At 66.8% G+C, this 15,021-nt stretch carries 14 protein-coding genes; 4 read left to right on the forward strand and 10 right to left on the reverse strand.

All coding sequences use genetic code 11. The features are described from left to right. Positions 1-3: 3 nt before the first annotated feature. Genes rimM through rpsP form a run of 3 tightly spaced genes read right to left on the reverse strand, consistent with a single transcriptional unit; the run spans position 4 to position 1,269 of the window. Positions 4-531 (reverse strand): ribosome maturation factor RimM, encoded by a 528-nt coding sequence (gene rimM / locus ACNQVK_RS25220; RefSeq protein ID WP_418031707.1) that lies wholly within the window; start codon positions 529-531, stop codon positions 4-6. Positions 532-541: 10 nt separating this feature from the next. After that, positions 542-784, reverse strand: a complete 243-nt coding sequence (locus ACNQVK_RS25225; RefSeq protein ID WP_003881089.1) for an RNA-binding protein — start codon at positions 782-784, stop codon at positions 542-544. A gap of 8 nt (positions 785-792) precedes the next feature. After that, positions 793-1,269, reverse strand: a complete 477-nt coding sequence (gene rpsP, locus ACNQVK_RS25230) for a 30S ribosomal protein S16 (protein WP_036445451.1) — start codon at positions 1,267-1,269, stop codon at positions 793-795. 310 nt (positions 1,270-1,579) lie between these two features. On the opposite strand from rpsP, the gene ACNQVK_RS25235 reads away from it, so the two are divergent. Beyond that, positions 1,580-2,209, forward strand: a complete 630-nt coding sequence (locus ACNQVK_RS25235) for a hypothetical protein (protein ID WP_418031708.1) — start codon at positions 1,580-1,582, stop codon at positions 2,207-2,209. 31 nt (positions 2,210-2,240) lie between these two features. Here ACNQVK_RS25235 and ACNQVK_RS25240 read toward each other — a convergent pair whose 3' ends face one another. Beyond that, on the reverse strand, positions 2,241-2,660 hold the full coding sequence (locus ACNQVK_RS25240; RefSeq protein ID WP_418031709.1) for a nuclear transport factor 2 family protein: 420 nt from the start codon (positions 2,658-2,660) through the stop codon (positions 2,241-2,243). A 32-nt stretch (positions 2,661-2,692) separates the two neighbouring features. Between ACNQVK_RS25240 and ACNQVK_RS25245 the strand changes: the two genes are divergently transcribed. The 3 genes from ACNQVK_RS25245 (at position 2,693) to ACNQVK_RS25255 (ending at position 6,157) form a co-directional block, all read left to right on the forward strand. Continuing rightward, entirely contained in the window at positions 2,693-3,595 is a 903-nt protein-coding gene (locus ACNQVK_RS25245) for a D-alanyl-D-alanine carboxypeptidase family protein (RefSeq protein WP_418031710.1), read from the forward strand. Between the two features lie 78 nt (positions 3,596-3,673). Continuing rightward, positions 3,674-4,501, forward strand: coding sequence for a D-alanyl-D-alanine carboxypeptidase (locus ACNQVK_RS25250; protein ID WP_418031711.1), 828 nt, complete (start codon positions 3,674-3,676; stop codon positions 4,499-4,501). Positions 4,502-4,591: 90 nt separating this feature from the next. Next, a complete protein-coding gene (locus tag ACNQVK_RS25255) occupies positions 4,592-6,157 on the forward strand; it encodes a diflavin oxidoreductase (protein WP_418031712.1) in 1,566 nt (521 codons plus the stop codon). Between the two features lie 17 nt (positions 6,158-6,174). On the opposite strand, the gene ACNQVK_RS25260 is transcribed toward ACNQVK_RS25255, so the two are convergent. The 6 genes from ACNQVK_RS25260 to ftsY form a co-directional block, all read right to left on the reverse strand. Beyond that, entirely contained in the window at positions 6,175-7,233 is a 1,059-nt protein-coding gene (locus ACNQVK_RS25260) for an amidohydrolase family protein (protein WP_418031713.1), read from the reverse strand. A 4-nt stretch (positions 7,234-7,237) separates the two neighbouring features. Next, entirely contained in the window at positions 7,238-8,791 is a 1,554-nt protein-coding gene (ffh, locus tag ACNQVK_RS25265) for a signal recognition particle protein (RefSeq protein WP_044517508.1), read from the reverse strand. A 63-nt stretch (positions 8,792-8,854) separates the two neighbouring features. Continuing rightward, on the reverse strand, positions 8,855-11,353 hold the full coding sequence (locus ACNQVK_RS25270; protein WP_418031714.1) for a [protein-PII] uridylyltransferase: 2,499 nt from the start codon (positions 11,351-11,353) through the stop codon (positions 8,855-8,857). Positions 11,354-11,434: 81 nt separating this feature from the next. After that, entirely contained in the window at positions 11,435-11,773 is a 339-nt protein-coding gene (locus tag ACNQVK_RS25275) for a P-II family nitrogen regulator (protein WP_003881099.1), read from the reverse strand. A gap of 6 nt (positions 11,774-11,779) precedes the next feature. Then, a complete protein-coding gene (locus ACNQVK_RS25280) occupies positions 11,780-13,135 on the reverse strand; it encodes an ammonium transporter (protein ID WP_418031715.1) in 1,356 nt (451 codons plus the stop codon). A 183-nt stretch (positions 13,136-13,318) separates the two neighbouring features. After that, positions 13,319-14,659, reverse strand: a complete 1,341-nt coding sequence (gene ftsY, locus ACNQVK_RS25285; protein WP_418034318.1) for a signal recognition particle-docking protein FtsY — start codon at positions 14,657-14,659, stop codon at positions 13,319-13,321. Positions 14,660-15,021: the final 362 nt, after the last annotated feature.

A 15,021-nucleotide genomic window follows, 5' to 3' on the forward strand; every position in this document is an offset into this window, starting at 1 on the left:
CTTCTAGACCAGGTCCAGGTTCAGCAGACCGTCCGGAGGATCGATGACGACGGTTCCGGTTTCCCGGGACACCGAGGTGACGATGGCGCTGACGAACGGGATCAGTACTTCGCGGCCATCCGCGTCGGCCTTGACCGACAGCAGTTCGCCCGCGGCGGTGTGCAGTACCTCGCGGACCGCCCCCACCGCGGTGCCGTCAACCGTGACGACCCGCAGTCCTTCGAGTTCGTGGTCATAGAACTCGTCGGGATCATCGATCGCGGGCAGGTCGGCGGTGTCGACGATGAACACCGTGCCGCGCAGTTCGTCGGCCGCATTGCGGTCGCCGACACCGGCCAGCCGGATCAGTAGCCGACCCGCGTGATCACGCACGGACTCGACTGAGAAAGTGCGCTCGGTACCCCCCTTGGCGCGGCCCCGAAGGGTCACGCCAGGGGTGAACCGAGCGTCAGGGTCGTCGGTACGGACCTCGACGACAACCTCACCGGAAATGCCGTGAGCTTTGACAACCCGCCCGACAACCAGGTCCATGGATCCGACGCTACTGGTCGGTGTCCACCACGTCGACGCGGATGCCGCGCCCACCGATGCCTGCGACCAGGGTCCGCAGCGCAGTGGCGGTACGGCCTCCGCGCCCGATGACCTTGCCCAGGTCATCGGGGTGCACGTGCACCTCGACGGTGCGCCCGCGGCGGCTGGTGACCATGTCGACGCGTACGTCGTCGGGATTGTCCACGATGCCGCGGACCAGGTGCTCGACGGCGTCGACCACGACAGAACTCACTGCGATGCTCAGCTCTCGCTTGCGGCTTCGTCGGCAGCGGCCTCAGCAGCCGGCGCCTCGGCCTCGGCGGTCTCGGCAGCAGCCTCGTCCTTCTTGGGAGCCTTCTTCTTCTTGGGCGTGACGGCCGCGGCACCGGTGCCGCTCTCAGCCTCGGCCAGCGCCGCGTTGAACAGCTCCAGCTTGGACGGCTTGGGCTCCTTGACCTTCAGCGTGCCCTCGGCGCCCGGCAGGCCCTTGAACTTCTGCCAGTCACCGGTGATCTTCAGCAGGGCCAGCACCGGCTCGGTGGGCTGGGCGCCAACACCCAGCCAGTACTGCGCGCGCTCCGAATCGATCTCGATCAGGCTCGGCTCTTCCTTGGGGTGGTAGCGGCCGATGACCTCGATGGCGCGGCCTTCGCGGCGGGTGCGCGCGTCGGCGACGGCGATGCGGTACTGGGGGTTGCGGATCTTGCCAAGCCGGGTGAGCTTGATCTTGACAGCCATGGTTAAGACTTCTCCTTGAGTGTCACGCTGCAATTCAGCGATGCGGGCGGAGTTGCCCGATCCGGTTTTGCCTTACGTGTGTGACCGCCGCGCAGCGCATTGAACGAGTCGCACGGCAGACAGCCGCCAATTGTGCCAGAGCAGGCAGTACCGGCCAAAATCGCGCGGAGTCGGCGGAGACGAACAGGCGCTCGCTCACCGCTGCGAATGATCGCCTGCTCAGGCGACTGCGGCGTCCCACATTTTGGTGCGTGGCGGTGGTCGGTCGCACCGTTAGGGTTCTGACAGCCCTGCAGCAAGAGGAGTCTTCGTGACGTTTCCGCCGGGACCGCCAGACCCGTGGTCATCAGCGCCCCCGCAGCAATTCGGGGTGCCGCAGCAGCCAGGAACCCCGAATCCGTTCGGGGTTCCTGGACAGCCCTACGGAGGCCCGCCGCCGTATCAGGCATCCTCGCCCTACGGCTACGGCACACCCGCGCCTTACGGCTACGGCATGCCCCCGCCGGGTCGGAACAACAGCAAGCGCACCGCCTTGATCCTCGGCGGCATCGGCGGGGCGGTCATCCTGCTCGTCGTCATCGTCATGGCGATCGTGATAGGCACCGGGTCGTCCAGCGACGAGCGCGCCATCAAGCAGGTCTTCGAAGACATCGGCGCGACCGGATCAGCCTCAGAGTCGATGAAGTACTTCTGCGCAGAAGATCAGCAGATGCTGAAGAAGTACGAATCGAGCATGCCCGAAAGCTTCGACGCCGACCTCCCCGAAGGCACGGGGCGACCGGGCTCGACCGAGATCACCGACGTGAAGGTCGACGGTGACCGGGCCACAGCCACTGTCACAACAGACGGGGAACCCGACGGCTCCGCCTACTTCCGCAAGGAAGATGGCGACTGGAAACTCTGCATGGCCGAAGATCCGAAGCTGGCCCCACGGTCCTGATACAGCCTCACCGGCACCAGCGGAGCACCGCCTAAACGACCTTGTCGAAACACTTTGTCTCGACGCGGCGGCTCATCCGCCAGCCGTCGGCAGTCCGGACGAACTCGTCCTCGTACCAGAGCCCGCAGAACAGCACCTGTTGCTCCAGCCCCGGCAGCACCATGGGGTTGAAGCAGATCGTGCGGGAGGATGCCTTGTCACCCTCGATCTTGACATCGAAGTTGCCGAGCATGTGCGCGTAGGCCGGGAAGTTCGGCAGCACCTCGGCCAACCACGCCTTGACCTCCGGAAACTGGCCGTCGATACCGCCCATCGCCCGGTAGTCGATGTAGGCGTCAGAAGTGAACACCGCATCGAGGTCATCAAACAGTCGGCGGTCGATCGCCGTGGAGTAGTCGATCAACAACTGCTGGATCTCCAGACGATCCGAAATCTCGGCCAGGCTCAACATGTCTCGATTCAACACGATTAGGGTGGCCAGCCATGGGGAGGTTCGTCAGGTTCTCTGTTGCAGCGACGGCGGCGGTTGCCGTCGCGCTGATCCCGCTCTCATCGGTGCCCGGGGCACTGCCCGTGGCCAGAGCCGATCTCGAAGTGCAGCAGGTCGGACCCGCACCCATCCCGGACGGTCCCGCGCAGGGCTGGGTGGTCGCCGACCTCGACACCGGCCAGGTGCTGGCCGCCCGTAACGAGAACACCCGCTACGCACCGGCGAGCACGATCAAGACCCTGCTGGCCCAGGTGGTGCTCGACGAGGTGCCGCTGGACACCACGATCGTGGCCGACGACGCCGATACCAAGGTCGAGTGCAACTGCGCCGGCGTCGCACCCGGGCAGACCTACACCGCGCGGCAACTGCTGGAGGCGGCGCTCCTGGCTTCCGGCAATGACGCCGCCAACACCCTGGCCCGAATGGTCGGCGGCCCCGAAGCGGCCGTGGCCAAGATGAACGCCAAGGCGGTCGCGCTCGGGGCGAACAGCACCAACGTCGCGACACCGTCCGGGTTGGACGGTCCCGGCATGCCGTTCTGGTCCACACCGCACGATATGGCGACGATCTTCCGCGGAGCGATGGCCAACCCGGTCTTCGCGCAGATCACCGCGATGCCCTCGACCACATTCCCCGGCAAGACCGGCAATCGGGTCCTGGTCAATCAGGACGAGCTGTTGCATCGCTACCCCGGTGCCATCGGCGGCAAGACGGGCTTCACCGACATCGCTCGCAAGACATTCGTCGGCGCCGCACAGCGTGACGGCCGCCGGTTGATGGTGACGATGATGTACGGGCTGATCAAGGAGGGTGGCCCGACCTACTGGGACCAGGCCGCCACACTTCTGGACTGGGGTTTCGCCCAGGATCGGTCCGCCAGCATCGGGTCGCTCTAGGCTGCGCGGTTCAGTCGATATCCGAAGGAAACCTGACCGCGCGCTGATCGAGTCCGAAGCTCCGTAGCGTCGGCGCTCGTGCGAAGACTGTTCGGGGCGCTCGCGCTCGCCCTCGGCACGGCAATGACCGCCGCGGCCATCGGGTCCCCGCCGGTCGCAGCGCAGCCCGGTGTTCAGCCGGCTGGCGCCCAGATTCCCGACGGACCGGCCAAGGCCTGGCTGGTCGCCGACATGGACACCGGCCAGGTGCTGGCGTCCAAGGATCCCAACGGCTCGTACGCCCCGGCCAGCACCATCAAGCCGCTGCTGGCGATGGTCGTGCTCGACCACCTTCGGCCCGACAATTTCGCCCGGGCCAACGAGTCGCACACCAAGGTCGAATGCTCGTGCGTGGGGCTCAAGCCAGGGCAGCCGTACACCACCCGCCAGCTGCTCGAAGCACTGCTGATGGTGTCGGGCAACGATGCGGCGAACATGCTCGCCGACATGCTCGGCGGGCGGCCAGCCACCGTGGCCGCGATGACGCGCAAGGCGGCCAGCGTCGGCGCCCGCAGCACCCGGGCCGGCTCACCATCGGGCCTCGACGGCCCGGGCTGGGAAACCGTCACCACCCCGCACGACCTCGCGGTGATCCTGCGGGCGGCGTTGAAATACCCGCTGATCGCCCAGATCATGGGGCAACCGTCGGCCCAGTTCCCGGGCAAGACCCTGACAAACCAGAACGAGTTGCTGCAGCGCTACCCCGGTGACATCGCAGGCAAGACCGGATACACCGATCTCGCCCGCAAGACGTACGTGGGTGCTGCCCAACGCGGTAACCGCCGTCTCGTCGTGGTGCAGATGTACGGCACCGGCGATCTGTACGGTCAGGCGATCGACTTGTTCGACTACGGCTTCTCGCACTGACGGTGAACGCCGAGGGGTAAGAGGTAGGGCCCCACCGGGACTCACAACAAACTAAGGTCACCCTAAATTCGCGTGGTGTGCCCGCGCGCGATGAGGGGAGCCGATTTGTCCGACCGTGAATTCTCGTTGGTGGTCGCCTATGGCACCGACATGGGCAACGCCGAAGACGCCGCCATGTCGTTCGCCGAAGCCGCCACCGCCGCCGGAATTCCCGCCGAGGCCGTCGAACTCAACCAGGTGGAACTCGATCATCTCACCACCACAACGCATTTCATCGTGGTGACGTCAACCTTCGGCGACGGCGAGTTCCCTGACACCGCCACGTTGTTCTGGGAGGCGATCAGTGCCTCGACCGAGCGGCTGGAGCACATGAGTTTCGCAGTGCTCGCCCTCGGAGACACGTCCTACGAATTGTTCTGCAACGCAGGAATACTCCTCGACGCGCGGTTGGAGGAGCTCGGCGCAACCCGGCTGACCGACCGGGTCGACGTCGACGGGTACTACGAACAACCCGCCGCCGCCTGGACCACCGACCTCGTCAAGCAGCTCACCGCCACCCAGAGCGGACCCTCGACCGGTGCTGCCACCGTCGTCGAAAGCCCCCCGGCCGATCCCCCACAACGCAGCCAGGAACGCAACCACCCCTTCGAAGCACCCCTGACGGTCAATCGACTGCTCACCTCGGCGGAATCCGACAAGGAGGTTCGCCACTACGAGCTCGACCTCGCCGGTTCCGGGATCGCCTACCAGGCAGGCGATTCGCTGGCGGTCCACCCGCTCAACGATCCTGACCTGGTCGCGGCGATCCTGGCTGAACTCAAGGTGGGCCCCGAGCACCGCGTCGCCGAATCCGACCAGACCCTGGGCACCCTGCTCGCCGAGCAGCTCGAGATCCGCACACCGTCGCGGGCACTGCAGGAATTGGCGGGCCCCGCCGCCTACGGCGAGGACGTCCTCGACCTCATCAAGCGTGCCGACCTCACCGTCGACGAGGTCGTCGATACGTTGCGCCCGTTGCAGTTCCGCGACTACTCGATCGCCTCAAGCCCCCTGGTGCACCCCGATCACGTGCACCTGACCGTGGCCACGGTGCGCTACCCCGCCGCCGACCGTCGACACGGCGGCGTGGCCTCGACCTACCTGGCGGAGCGCACCCAGACCGTTCGGATTCACCTGCGCCCCAACCATCATTTCCGGTTGCCAGCCGCCGATGTACCGATCATCATGATCGGGCCGGGCACCGGTATCGCACCGTTCCGCGCCTTCCTGCAGGAACGACAGGCCGCCGGCGCGTCCGGCCGGTCCTGGTTGTTCTTCGGGGACCGGCGCCGGGCCACCGACTTCCTCTACGGCGAGGAGCTCACGGGATTCGTCGAGTCCGGCGCGCTGACCCGGCTCGATGTGGCGTTCTCCCGTGACCAGGACACCAAAGTGTATGTGCAGCAACGTATGCGGGAGAATTCGGCCGAGCTGTTCGCCTGGCTGCAAGACGGTGCCCACCTCTACGTGTGCGGCGACGCCGACCGCATGGCCAAGGACGTCGACGCCGCCCTGCACGAGATCGTCGCCGACAGCGGCGGCATGGACTCCGGGGCCGCACACGCCTACGTCAACGACCTGATCAAGACCCACCGCTACCTGCGCGACGTCTACTGAGCCCACGCCGCGAAAGATCAGTACACCCGGCCGCGCAGGATCACCAGATCGGGATGGCTGACCCCGCCGTGCCGCGGATCCTCGGTGTAGCAGACCAGGTCCGCCGACGCCCCGTGCTCCAGCGCGGGCCGGCCGAGCCAGGCCCGGGCGTCCCAGCTGGCCGCCCCCAACGCGGCGGTGGGGCTCATCCCGATGCCTTTGAGTGCCTCGATCTCGTCGGCGATGCGGCCGTGGGCGATCATCCCGCCGGCATCGGTGCCCGCGAAGATCGGCACGCCCGCCTCGTGGGCCGCGCCGACCCGGCTGCGGCAGGACGCGTAGAGATCGCGCATGTGCTTGGCGTACGCCGGGTACTTGGCCGCCGCATCGGCGATGCCCGGGAAGTTGTCGATGTTGATCAGGGTGGGCACCAGCGCCGTGCCGTGTTCGAGCATCAACTCGATGGTGTCGTCGGTGATCCCCGTGCCGTGCTCGATGCAGTCGATTCCGGCGTTGATGAGCCCGGGCAGCGCATCCTCGCCGAACACGTGCGCGGTGACCCGGGCCCCCTCGGCGTGGGCGGCGTCGATCGCCGCCTTGAGTATCTCGTCGGACCACAGCGGCGCCAGGTCCCCGACGCCCCGGTCGATCCAGTCGCCGACCAGCTTCACCCAGCCGTCGCCCCAGCGGGCCTGCCGGGCCACCTCATCGGGCAGCTGCGACTCGTCCTCGATGTCGATCGGCAGCCCGGGTGAATACCGCTTGGGCCGCGCCAGGTGCCGGCCCGCCCGGATGATCCGTGGCAGGTCGTCGCGCTCGTCGAAGCTCCGCGTATCCACCGGTGAACCGGCATCCCGCAACAACAATGCGCCGGCATCGCGTTCGGTTTCGGCCTGTGCCACCGACTCGTCCAGTGACACCGCGCCACCGGGCCCCAGCCCCACATGACAGTGCGCGTCGACCAGGCCGGGGATGATCCAGCCGCCGTCGAACACTGTGTCGGCATTGGCAATCGGCTCCGCCGACAGCACGCCCCGGTGCACCCACCACTCGACGGGTTCGCCGTCGGGTAGGCCGCGTCCCCGGACGTGGAGCACAGCGCTACTTCTGGCCGGGGAACTTCAGCTTCGACAGGTCGAAATCGGCCAGACCGGGTGGCAATTCGTCCAGGCCCTTCGGCATGTTCGACAGGTCCGGGAAACCGGCGGGCATCCCGGCGCCGAACGGGTTCTTCGGCGGGGTCGGACCGCGGCCCTTCTTCTTGCCGGCCTGCTTGTTCTTGCCCTTGGCGGCCTTGCGCGGAGAGTTCTTGCGCCCGAACGGCATGCCCATCTGGCCGGCCATCGACGACATCATCTTGCGGGCGTCGAAGAACCGGTCGACGAGCTGGTTGACCTCGGACACCTCGACCCCGGAGCCGTTGGCGATACGGAGCCGGCGCGAGGCGTTGATGATCTTGGGGTCGGCCCGCTCGGCCGGGGTCATGCCGCGGATGATGGCCTGCACGCGGTCCAGCTGCTTGTCGTCGACCGCGGCCAGCGCGTCCTTCATCTGGCCCGCCCCGGGCAGCATGCCCAGCAGATTGCCGATCGGGCCCATCTTGCGGATCGCCAGCATCTGCTCGAGGAAGTCCTCCAGCGTCAGCTCGCCGGAGCCGATCTTGGCAGCGGCCTCCTCGGCCTTCTGCTGATCGAAGACCTGCTCGGCCTGCTCGATGAGGGTGAGCACATCGCCCATGCCCAGGATGCGGCTGGCCATCCGGTCGGGGTGGAAGACGTCGAAGTCTTCGAGCTTCTCCCCCGCGGAGGCGAACAGGATCGGCACACCCGTGATCTCGCGGACCGACAGGGCCGCGCCACCACGGGCGTCGCCGTCGAGCTTGGTCAGCACGACACCGGTGAAGCCGACTCCCTCACGGAACGCCTCGGCGGTGGCGACCGCGTCCTGTCCGATCATCGCGTCGAGGACGAAGAGCGTCTCGTCGGGTTTCACGGCATCGCGGATGGCCGCGGCCTGACCCATCAGCTCGTCGTCGATACCCAGCCGGCCGGCGGTGTCGACGATGACGACGTCGTAGTGCTTGGCCCGGGCCTCGGCCATACCGGCCGACGCGACCGCCACGGGATCGCCGTGACCGCCGATCTCCAGGCCGTCGGGCGAGGTGCCCGGGTGCGGGGCGAAGACACCCACACCGGCGCGCTCACCGACGATCTGCAGCTGGTTGACCGCGCCGGGCCGCTGCAGGTCACACGCCACGAGCAACGGGGTATGGCCCAGTCCCTTAAGCCATTTCGCCAGCTTGCCGGCCAGGGTGGTCTTACCGGCACCTTGCAGACCGGCCAGCATGATCACCGTCGGCGGGTTCTTGGCGAACGCCAGCTGACGGGTCTCGCCACCGAGGATGCCGATCAGCTCCTCGTTGACGATCTTGACCACCTGCTGCGCTGGGTTCAGCGCGGCCGAGACCTCGGCGCCCTTGGCACGATCCTTGATGCGCGTGACAAAGGAACGCACCACCGGCAGCGAGACGTCGGCCTCCAGCAGGGCCAACCGGATCTCGCGCGCCGTGGCGTCGATATCGGCGTCGGTCAACCGCCCCTTGCCGCGTAGGCCCTGCAGGGCTCCGGTCAACCGGTCAGACAAGCTCTCAAACACGTGGTAAGCCTAGCGGCCGGGCGCGGGCGGGGTGGTGAGCCCACCAGCCAACCCGCTCAAAGGTCAGCTGGCGTGCTCGGCCGGTTTGGCCGGTTTGGCCGGCGGCGGCGCGGGAAGGATCGCGAACATGTCGCGCTCCAGTTCCTCGCGGAACGCGGCCCGCCGCTCCTCGTCGGCAGCCAGTGCCGGCGCGGTGATGCAGAACACGTCGACCACCGAAGAGCCCAGCGTGGTCACCTTCGCCCACGAGACGTCCACGCCGTCCCGCTCGAACACCGCGGTCAGGCGGGCCAACAGACCGGACCGGTCGATCGTGCGGATCTGGACGATCAGGTCTTCGGGCACGGTTCCCGCCGACCACAGGATGCGCGGCGGGGCGGGCACGTGATTGGCCGGTACCGAGGCCAGGATCTCGCCGGCCCGGGTCGTCGGATGCTGGGCACCCTCCAGATCGCGCCGTTCCAGCGCACCGATCACGTCCAGTTCGCCGTCGAGCGCCAGGATGAACTGCTGACGCAGCAGCTCGGCAGGTGGCGGGGCACCGAAATGCGGGGACACCGCGAAGGTGTTGATCGCCGAGCCCTCGTGACTGTTGACCGAGGCCGAGTGGACCCGCAGGGTGTTCAACGCCAGCACGCCGGCCGCCTTGGACAGCAGACCGCGCCGATCCGCGGCGATCATCGTCACGTTGTAGATGTGCGGGCTGTCACCCTCGGTGAGCTCGACGTGGACACCCGCTTCAGCGGCCAGCGCCATGAACCGCGGCTCGATGGGATCGGGTTTCGGTAGCGATTCACCGGCCATCACCAGCCGGCATCGGCGGACGAGGTCACCGATCAGCGATGCCTTCCAGTCCCCCCACACCCCCGGTCCGGTGGCCAGCGAATCGGCCTCGGCGAGTACGTGGAGCAGCTCCAACAGCACCATATCGCCGCCGAGTGCATCGGCTACGCCGTCAATGGTCTTGGGATCCTGCAGATCTCGCCGTGTCGCGGTGTCGGGCAGCAGCAGGTGGTACCGGACGATCTTCGACAGCACGTCGATGTCGGATGGCCACAGCCCCAGTCGGGTGCCGATCTGGGTGGCCAATTCTGCACCGATCACGCTGTGGTCGCCGCCACGCCCCTTGCCGATGTCGTGGCACAGCGCACCCAGCAGCAACAGGTCCGGACGTGACACCCGGGTGGTGAAAGCACCTGCTCGCGAGACAGTTTCGACCAGGTGTCGGTCAACTGTCCAGGTGTGCACGACATCCCGCGGGGGTAGGTCTCGCACTGCGCCCCACTCCGGGAACAGCCGGCCCCACAGACCGGTACGGTCCAGTGCCTCGATGGTGGCGACCGCTGCGGGGCCGGACGCGAGCAGCACCAGCAGGTCCTTCAGCGCCTGGCGAGGCCAGGGCGTGCGCAGTTCGGGTGCGGTTTCGGCCAGTCGGCTCAACGTGGACACCGCCATCGGCAACCCTGTACTGGCCGACGCGGCCGCCACCCGCAGAATCAGGCCGGGATCGCGTTCCGGCCGGGCGTCGCGGGCCAGGATCACCTCGCCCGCGTACTCGATCACCCCTTCGTCGAGAGGACGGCGCACCGGGCGGCGCAGAGCGGCGAAGCCACGCCGCGGTAAGGCGTTGGCGGCTGTGCGAATCCCGGAATCGACGTAGTAACTGACGGTGCGCGCGGCATCCGAGAGGGTGCGGGCCAGATCGAATCGGTCCCCGATCCGCAAAGCCGCGCCGATCTCGTCGGCATGCTGAGCCAGCAACAACTCCCGGCCCCGGCCGGAAGCCCGGTGCAGTTCGGTCCGAACATTGAGCAGCGCCAGGTGGGCATCACCCAGCGTTCCGGTCGGCGAGGCCAGAGCCCGGCTCGGATACACGTCGGCCAGTTGCGCTATCGCGAGCGCGTTGAGCAGCTGGACGTCCCGCAGACCGCCCCGGCCCGATTTCAGGTCCGGTTCGGCTCGGTGCGCGATCTGGCCGCTGCGCTCCCACCGCGCCTGCGCATGCTCGACGAGTTCGTCGAACCGCGAAGCGATTCCGATTCGCCACTGCCGGCGCGAGCCGCCGACCAGCAGTGCCGACAGATCGGCATCACCGGCGATATGACGCGCGTCGAGCATCGCCAGACCCACCGAGATGTCCTCACCTGCGACTTTGAGCGCCTCGGGCACGGTGCGCACGCTGTGATCGATACGAATGTTGGCGTCCCACAAGGGGTACCAGAGTTTCTCGGCCACTTCGGAGACGAGTTCGACAGGCATGTTGTCATGCAGCAACGTGAGGTCGAGGTCGGAGTAGGGCAGCATCTCGCCGCGGCCCAAACCACCCGTGGCCACGATCGAGAACCCGCTGGTGGCGGTGATCCCGATCTCGGCAGCCTTTGTGGTGAGCCAGAATTCGTGCAGATCGAGTAACGCGTTGCGCAGCGCGGCCGCATCCAGCTGGCGCGATCCCCCGCTGAGCAACTGCTTGGTGGCCGCCGTCAGATCGTTGGCCGGCCGGGACGAAACCGCCGGAGCCCCTTGGGGAGAGACTCCGGCGGATTCTGCGTTGTTCTCTGTCATTTCGACTCCTCCCCGGCCGATCACCGGGTTGTGCTCACGCGATTGCTGGCCGGGGAGAAGGCGTCTCGACGGACGCTCCGACTACAGCGCGTCAGCTCCTCGCTCACCGGTACGCACCCGAACCACGGTGTCGACCGGGCTGACCCAGACCTTGCCGTCACCGATCTTTCCGGTACGTGCGGCCTGCACGATGACATCCACGACCTTGTCGACCGCGGAGTCGTCGACAACGACCTCCACCCGGACCTTCGGCACGAAATCGACCGAGTACTCAGCACCGCGGTAGACCTCGGTGTGGCCCTTCTGACGGCCGTAGCCCTGCACCTCACTGACGGTCATTCCCAGAATGCCCGTCTGTTCAAGGCCGGTCTTGACATCCTCCAGCGTGAACGGTTTGACGATCGCAGTGATCAGCTTCATATTTCCTTATTCCTCCCCGCCGTGACGACCAAGAACAGAACCGGTTCCGACAGCGACGAAGTCGTAAGCGCTCTCCGCGTGCTCGGACTCGTCGATACCGGAAGCCTCCTCTTCTTTGTCCAGGCGCAGGCCCACGGTGTATTTCACAATCAACGCCAAGATAGCCGTACCCACCGCCGAATAGAGCAGAACAGCACCCGCCCCGACGGCCTGTCGCCACAACTGATCGAACCCGCCACCGTAGAACAGACCGGCAACAGCGGCAGGCGCCTCCTTGGTGGCCACCAGGCCGACCAGCAACGTGCCCACGATGCCACCGACCAGGTGGACACCCACGACGTCGAGCGAATCATCGAAACCGAACTTGAACTTCAGGCCCACCGCCAGCGCACACAGCACACCTGCGGAAACACCAATCACCAGTGCGCCCACCACATTCACCGACGAGCAGGACGGCGTGATCGCCACCAGGCCCGCAACGATGCCAGAAGCCGCGCCCAGAGATGTGGCGTGGCCGTCACGGATGCGCTCGGTGAGCAGCCATGCCAGCATGGCCGCCGCGGTCGCCACAGTGGTCGTGACGAAGGTCGAACCGGCAACTCCGTTGGCCGACACCGCAGAACCGGCGTTGAATCCGTACCAACCGAACCACAGCAGGCCGGCGCCGAGCATCACGAACGGGAGGTTGTGCGGGCGCATCGGCGTACCGGGCCACCCGAGCCGCTTGCCGAGGATGATGGCCAGGACCAGGCCGGCCGTACCTGCGTTGATGTGCACCGCGGTACCACCCGCGAAGTCAATTGCCTTGAGCTGGTTGGCGATCCATCCGCCGTGGTGAATCACGGTCTCACCGTCGGCGCCCTTGACGTCGAAGTCGAAGACCCAGTGCGCAACCGGGAAGTAGACAACGGTCGCCCACAGCGCGGCGAACAGCAGCCAGCCACCGAACTTGATGCGGTCGGCGACGGCACCGGAGATCAGTGCGACCGTGATGATGGCGAACATCAGCTGGAAGCCCACGAACACGGAGGCCGGGATGGTCCCGGCCAGCGCGATGGGCGCATCGGCCGAACCGTTCCCGCCGATCAGGCCCTTGAGACCGAAGAACTGTGCCGGGTTGCCGATCACGCCGGCGGTGTTGTCACCGAATGCGACCGAATAGCCGTACAGCGACCATAGGACGGTCACGACACCCATGGCGCTGACGCTCATCATGATCATGTTGAGCACGCCCTTGGCACGGACCATGCCGCCGTAGAAGAAGGCCAGGCCCGGTGTCATCAGCAGCACAAGTGCGGCGCTGGCCAGCATCCATGCTGTGTCACCGGTGTCCGGCGCACCCAATATCGGGAATTGCTCCACTCGCAGTTTCCTCCTTCACCACGCCACGGCCGCAAGGATTTACGACCATTGACCTGGTCCAAGACAATGCTGAGTGGATGTTTCAGCCACGGCGCCGTTGCGTTTCGCTCGTGTGAACGGATAGCCAGGCTGCGTTTCGCCGGTGTTACACCGTGCGTTTCCCGGGGGTTTTCAGCGGGTTTTTCAGCCCAGAAGGGCGTCGACGAAGGCCGCCGGCTCGAACGGGGCGAGGTCGTCGGGGCCCTCACCGAGTCCGACGAGTTTGACCGGGACACCGAGTTCCTGCTGGACCCGGAACACGATCCCGCCCTTGGCGGTGCCGTCGAGTTTGGTCAGCACCACCCCGGTGATGTCGACGACCTCGGCGAACACCTTGGCCTGCGGCAGGCTGTTCTGCCCGATGGTGGCATCGAGCACCAACAGCACCTCATCGACGGCGGCCCGCTTCTCCACCACTCGCTTGACCTTGCCGAGTTCGTCCATCAGGCCGGTCTTGGTGTGCAGACGGCCCGCAGTGTCGATCACCACGACATCAGCCCCGGCCTTGACGCCCTCGTCGACGGCGTCGAACGCCACCGATGCGGGATCGGCCCCCTCGGCACCCCGCACCACCTCTGCGCCGACGCGCGCGGCCCAGGTCTGCAGCTGGTCGGCGGCCGCGGCACGGAACGTGTCGGCGGCGCCGAGCACGACGCGGCGGCCGTCGGCCACCAGCACCCGCGCCAGCTTGCCCACGGTGGTGGTCTTACCGGTGCCGTTCACGCCGACCACCAACAGCACGGACGGCTTCTCGGCATGCGGCAGCGCCTTGATCGAACGATCCATCTCGGGTCGCAGCTCCGCCATCAGCACCTCGCGCAGCACCGCACGCGCATCGGCTTCGCTGCGCACGCTCTTGCTGGCCATCCGCTCACGCAATGCCGCGACGACGGATTCGGTGACCACCGGGCCTAGATCGGCGATCAACAGGGTGTCCTCGACAGCCTCCCAGGAGTCTTCGTCGAGATCGCCGCCGCCGAGCAACCCGAGCATGCTGCGGCCCAACGCGTTCTGTGACTTGGCGAGGCGTCCGCGCAGCCGGTCCATCCGGCCCTCGGCCGGGGCGATGTCCTCGACGGCAGCCGCGACCGGATCGGCGGTTTCGGCCGGCTCGACGGCCGGTTCCGGTTCGACGGCTGGTTCCGGTTCGGCCGGTTCGATCGGTGTCTGCGGTGCGACCGCCTCGACCGGCGGCTCCGGCAGCTGCACATCGGAGATGGTGCGTTTGGGAGCGTCGCGCGGAATGGTCGCGTCATCGCCGACGGCGGGCAGCCCACTGGTGTCGATGCGCTCGGCGGTCGCGGTGCCCGACTGGCTGAACGTGATGCCCGACGAAGCCGTGTAGCCGCCAGAGCGGTCGATCGGTTTCGCGGCGTCACGCTCGGACAGGCTGATCCGCCGCCGGCGGTATCGCACCAGCCCCACGGTGAGAGCGACGACAACGAGAACGGCGACGACCGCGATAGCGATCCACAGACCCAACAACGCACCTTCTGACACGCCGCCATTGTCTCAGGACGGCAGTGCGGGAACGACCGGCCCCGTTGCCCGCCTACCTGCCGCCGATTGTCGTGCCCACCGATCCCGGCGAAACCTCGTCCCAACGGATTACTCAAAACCGTGGTACACACACGTACCGACGCGGTATCTTTCATTCACCACGCCGCCGGATGAACGCGCTCACTCCAGCCGTAGATATCCTCTACGGCTTAGCTGACGTGATGGCAACAACCATTCTTAAATCGCCTACTAACTGCACCTTTTCTATTTCAAGCGCATTTCTTTCAATTCGCTGACAGCAGGCCGGAATGTGGTTCACGATCCACATGGGTCGGGAATGGCTTCAG

This window comes from Mycobacterium sp. 134, assembly GCF_048282715.1.
In the GTDB taxonomy this organism is placed as follows: Bacteria; Actinomycetota; Actinomycetes; order Mycobacteriales; family Mycobacteriaceae; genus Mycobacterium; species Mycobacterium septicum.

What these genes read in the sequence shown, in the direction of transcription:
- ACNQVK_RS25270 (WP_418031714.1), bottom strand. Translation starts at nt 11,353, where the DNA reads ATGACAGAGAACAACGCAGAATCCGCCGGAGTCTCTCCCCAAGGGGCT.
- ACNQVK_RS25275 (WP_003881099.1), bottom strand. Translation starts at nt 11,773, where the DNA reads ATGAAGCTGATCACTGCGATCGTCAAACCGTTCACGCTGGAGGATGTC.
- ACNQVK_RS25255 (WP_418031712.1), top strand. Translation starts at nt 4,592, where the DNA reads ATGAGGGGAGCCGATTTGTCCGACCGTGAATTCTCGTTGGTGGTCGCC.
- ACNQVK_RS25240 (WP_418031709.1), bottom strand. Translation starts at nt 2,660, where the DNA reads ATGTTGAGCCTGGCCGAGATTTCGGATCGTCTGGAGATCCAGCAGTTG.
- rimM (WP_418031707.1), bottom strand. Translation starts at nt 531, where the DNA reads ATGGACCTGGTTGTCGGGCGGGTTGTCAAAGCTCACGGCATTTCCGGT.
- ACNQVK_RS25245 (WP_418031710.1), top strand. Translation starts at nt 2,693, where the DNA reads ATGGGGAGGTTCGTCAGGTTCTCTGTTGCAGCGACGGCGGCGGTTGCC.
- rpsP (WP_036445451.1), bottom strand. Translation starts at nt 1,269, where the DNA reads ATGGCTGTCAAGATCAAGCTCACCCGGCTTGGCAAGATCCGCAACCCC.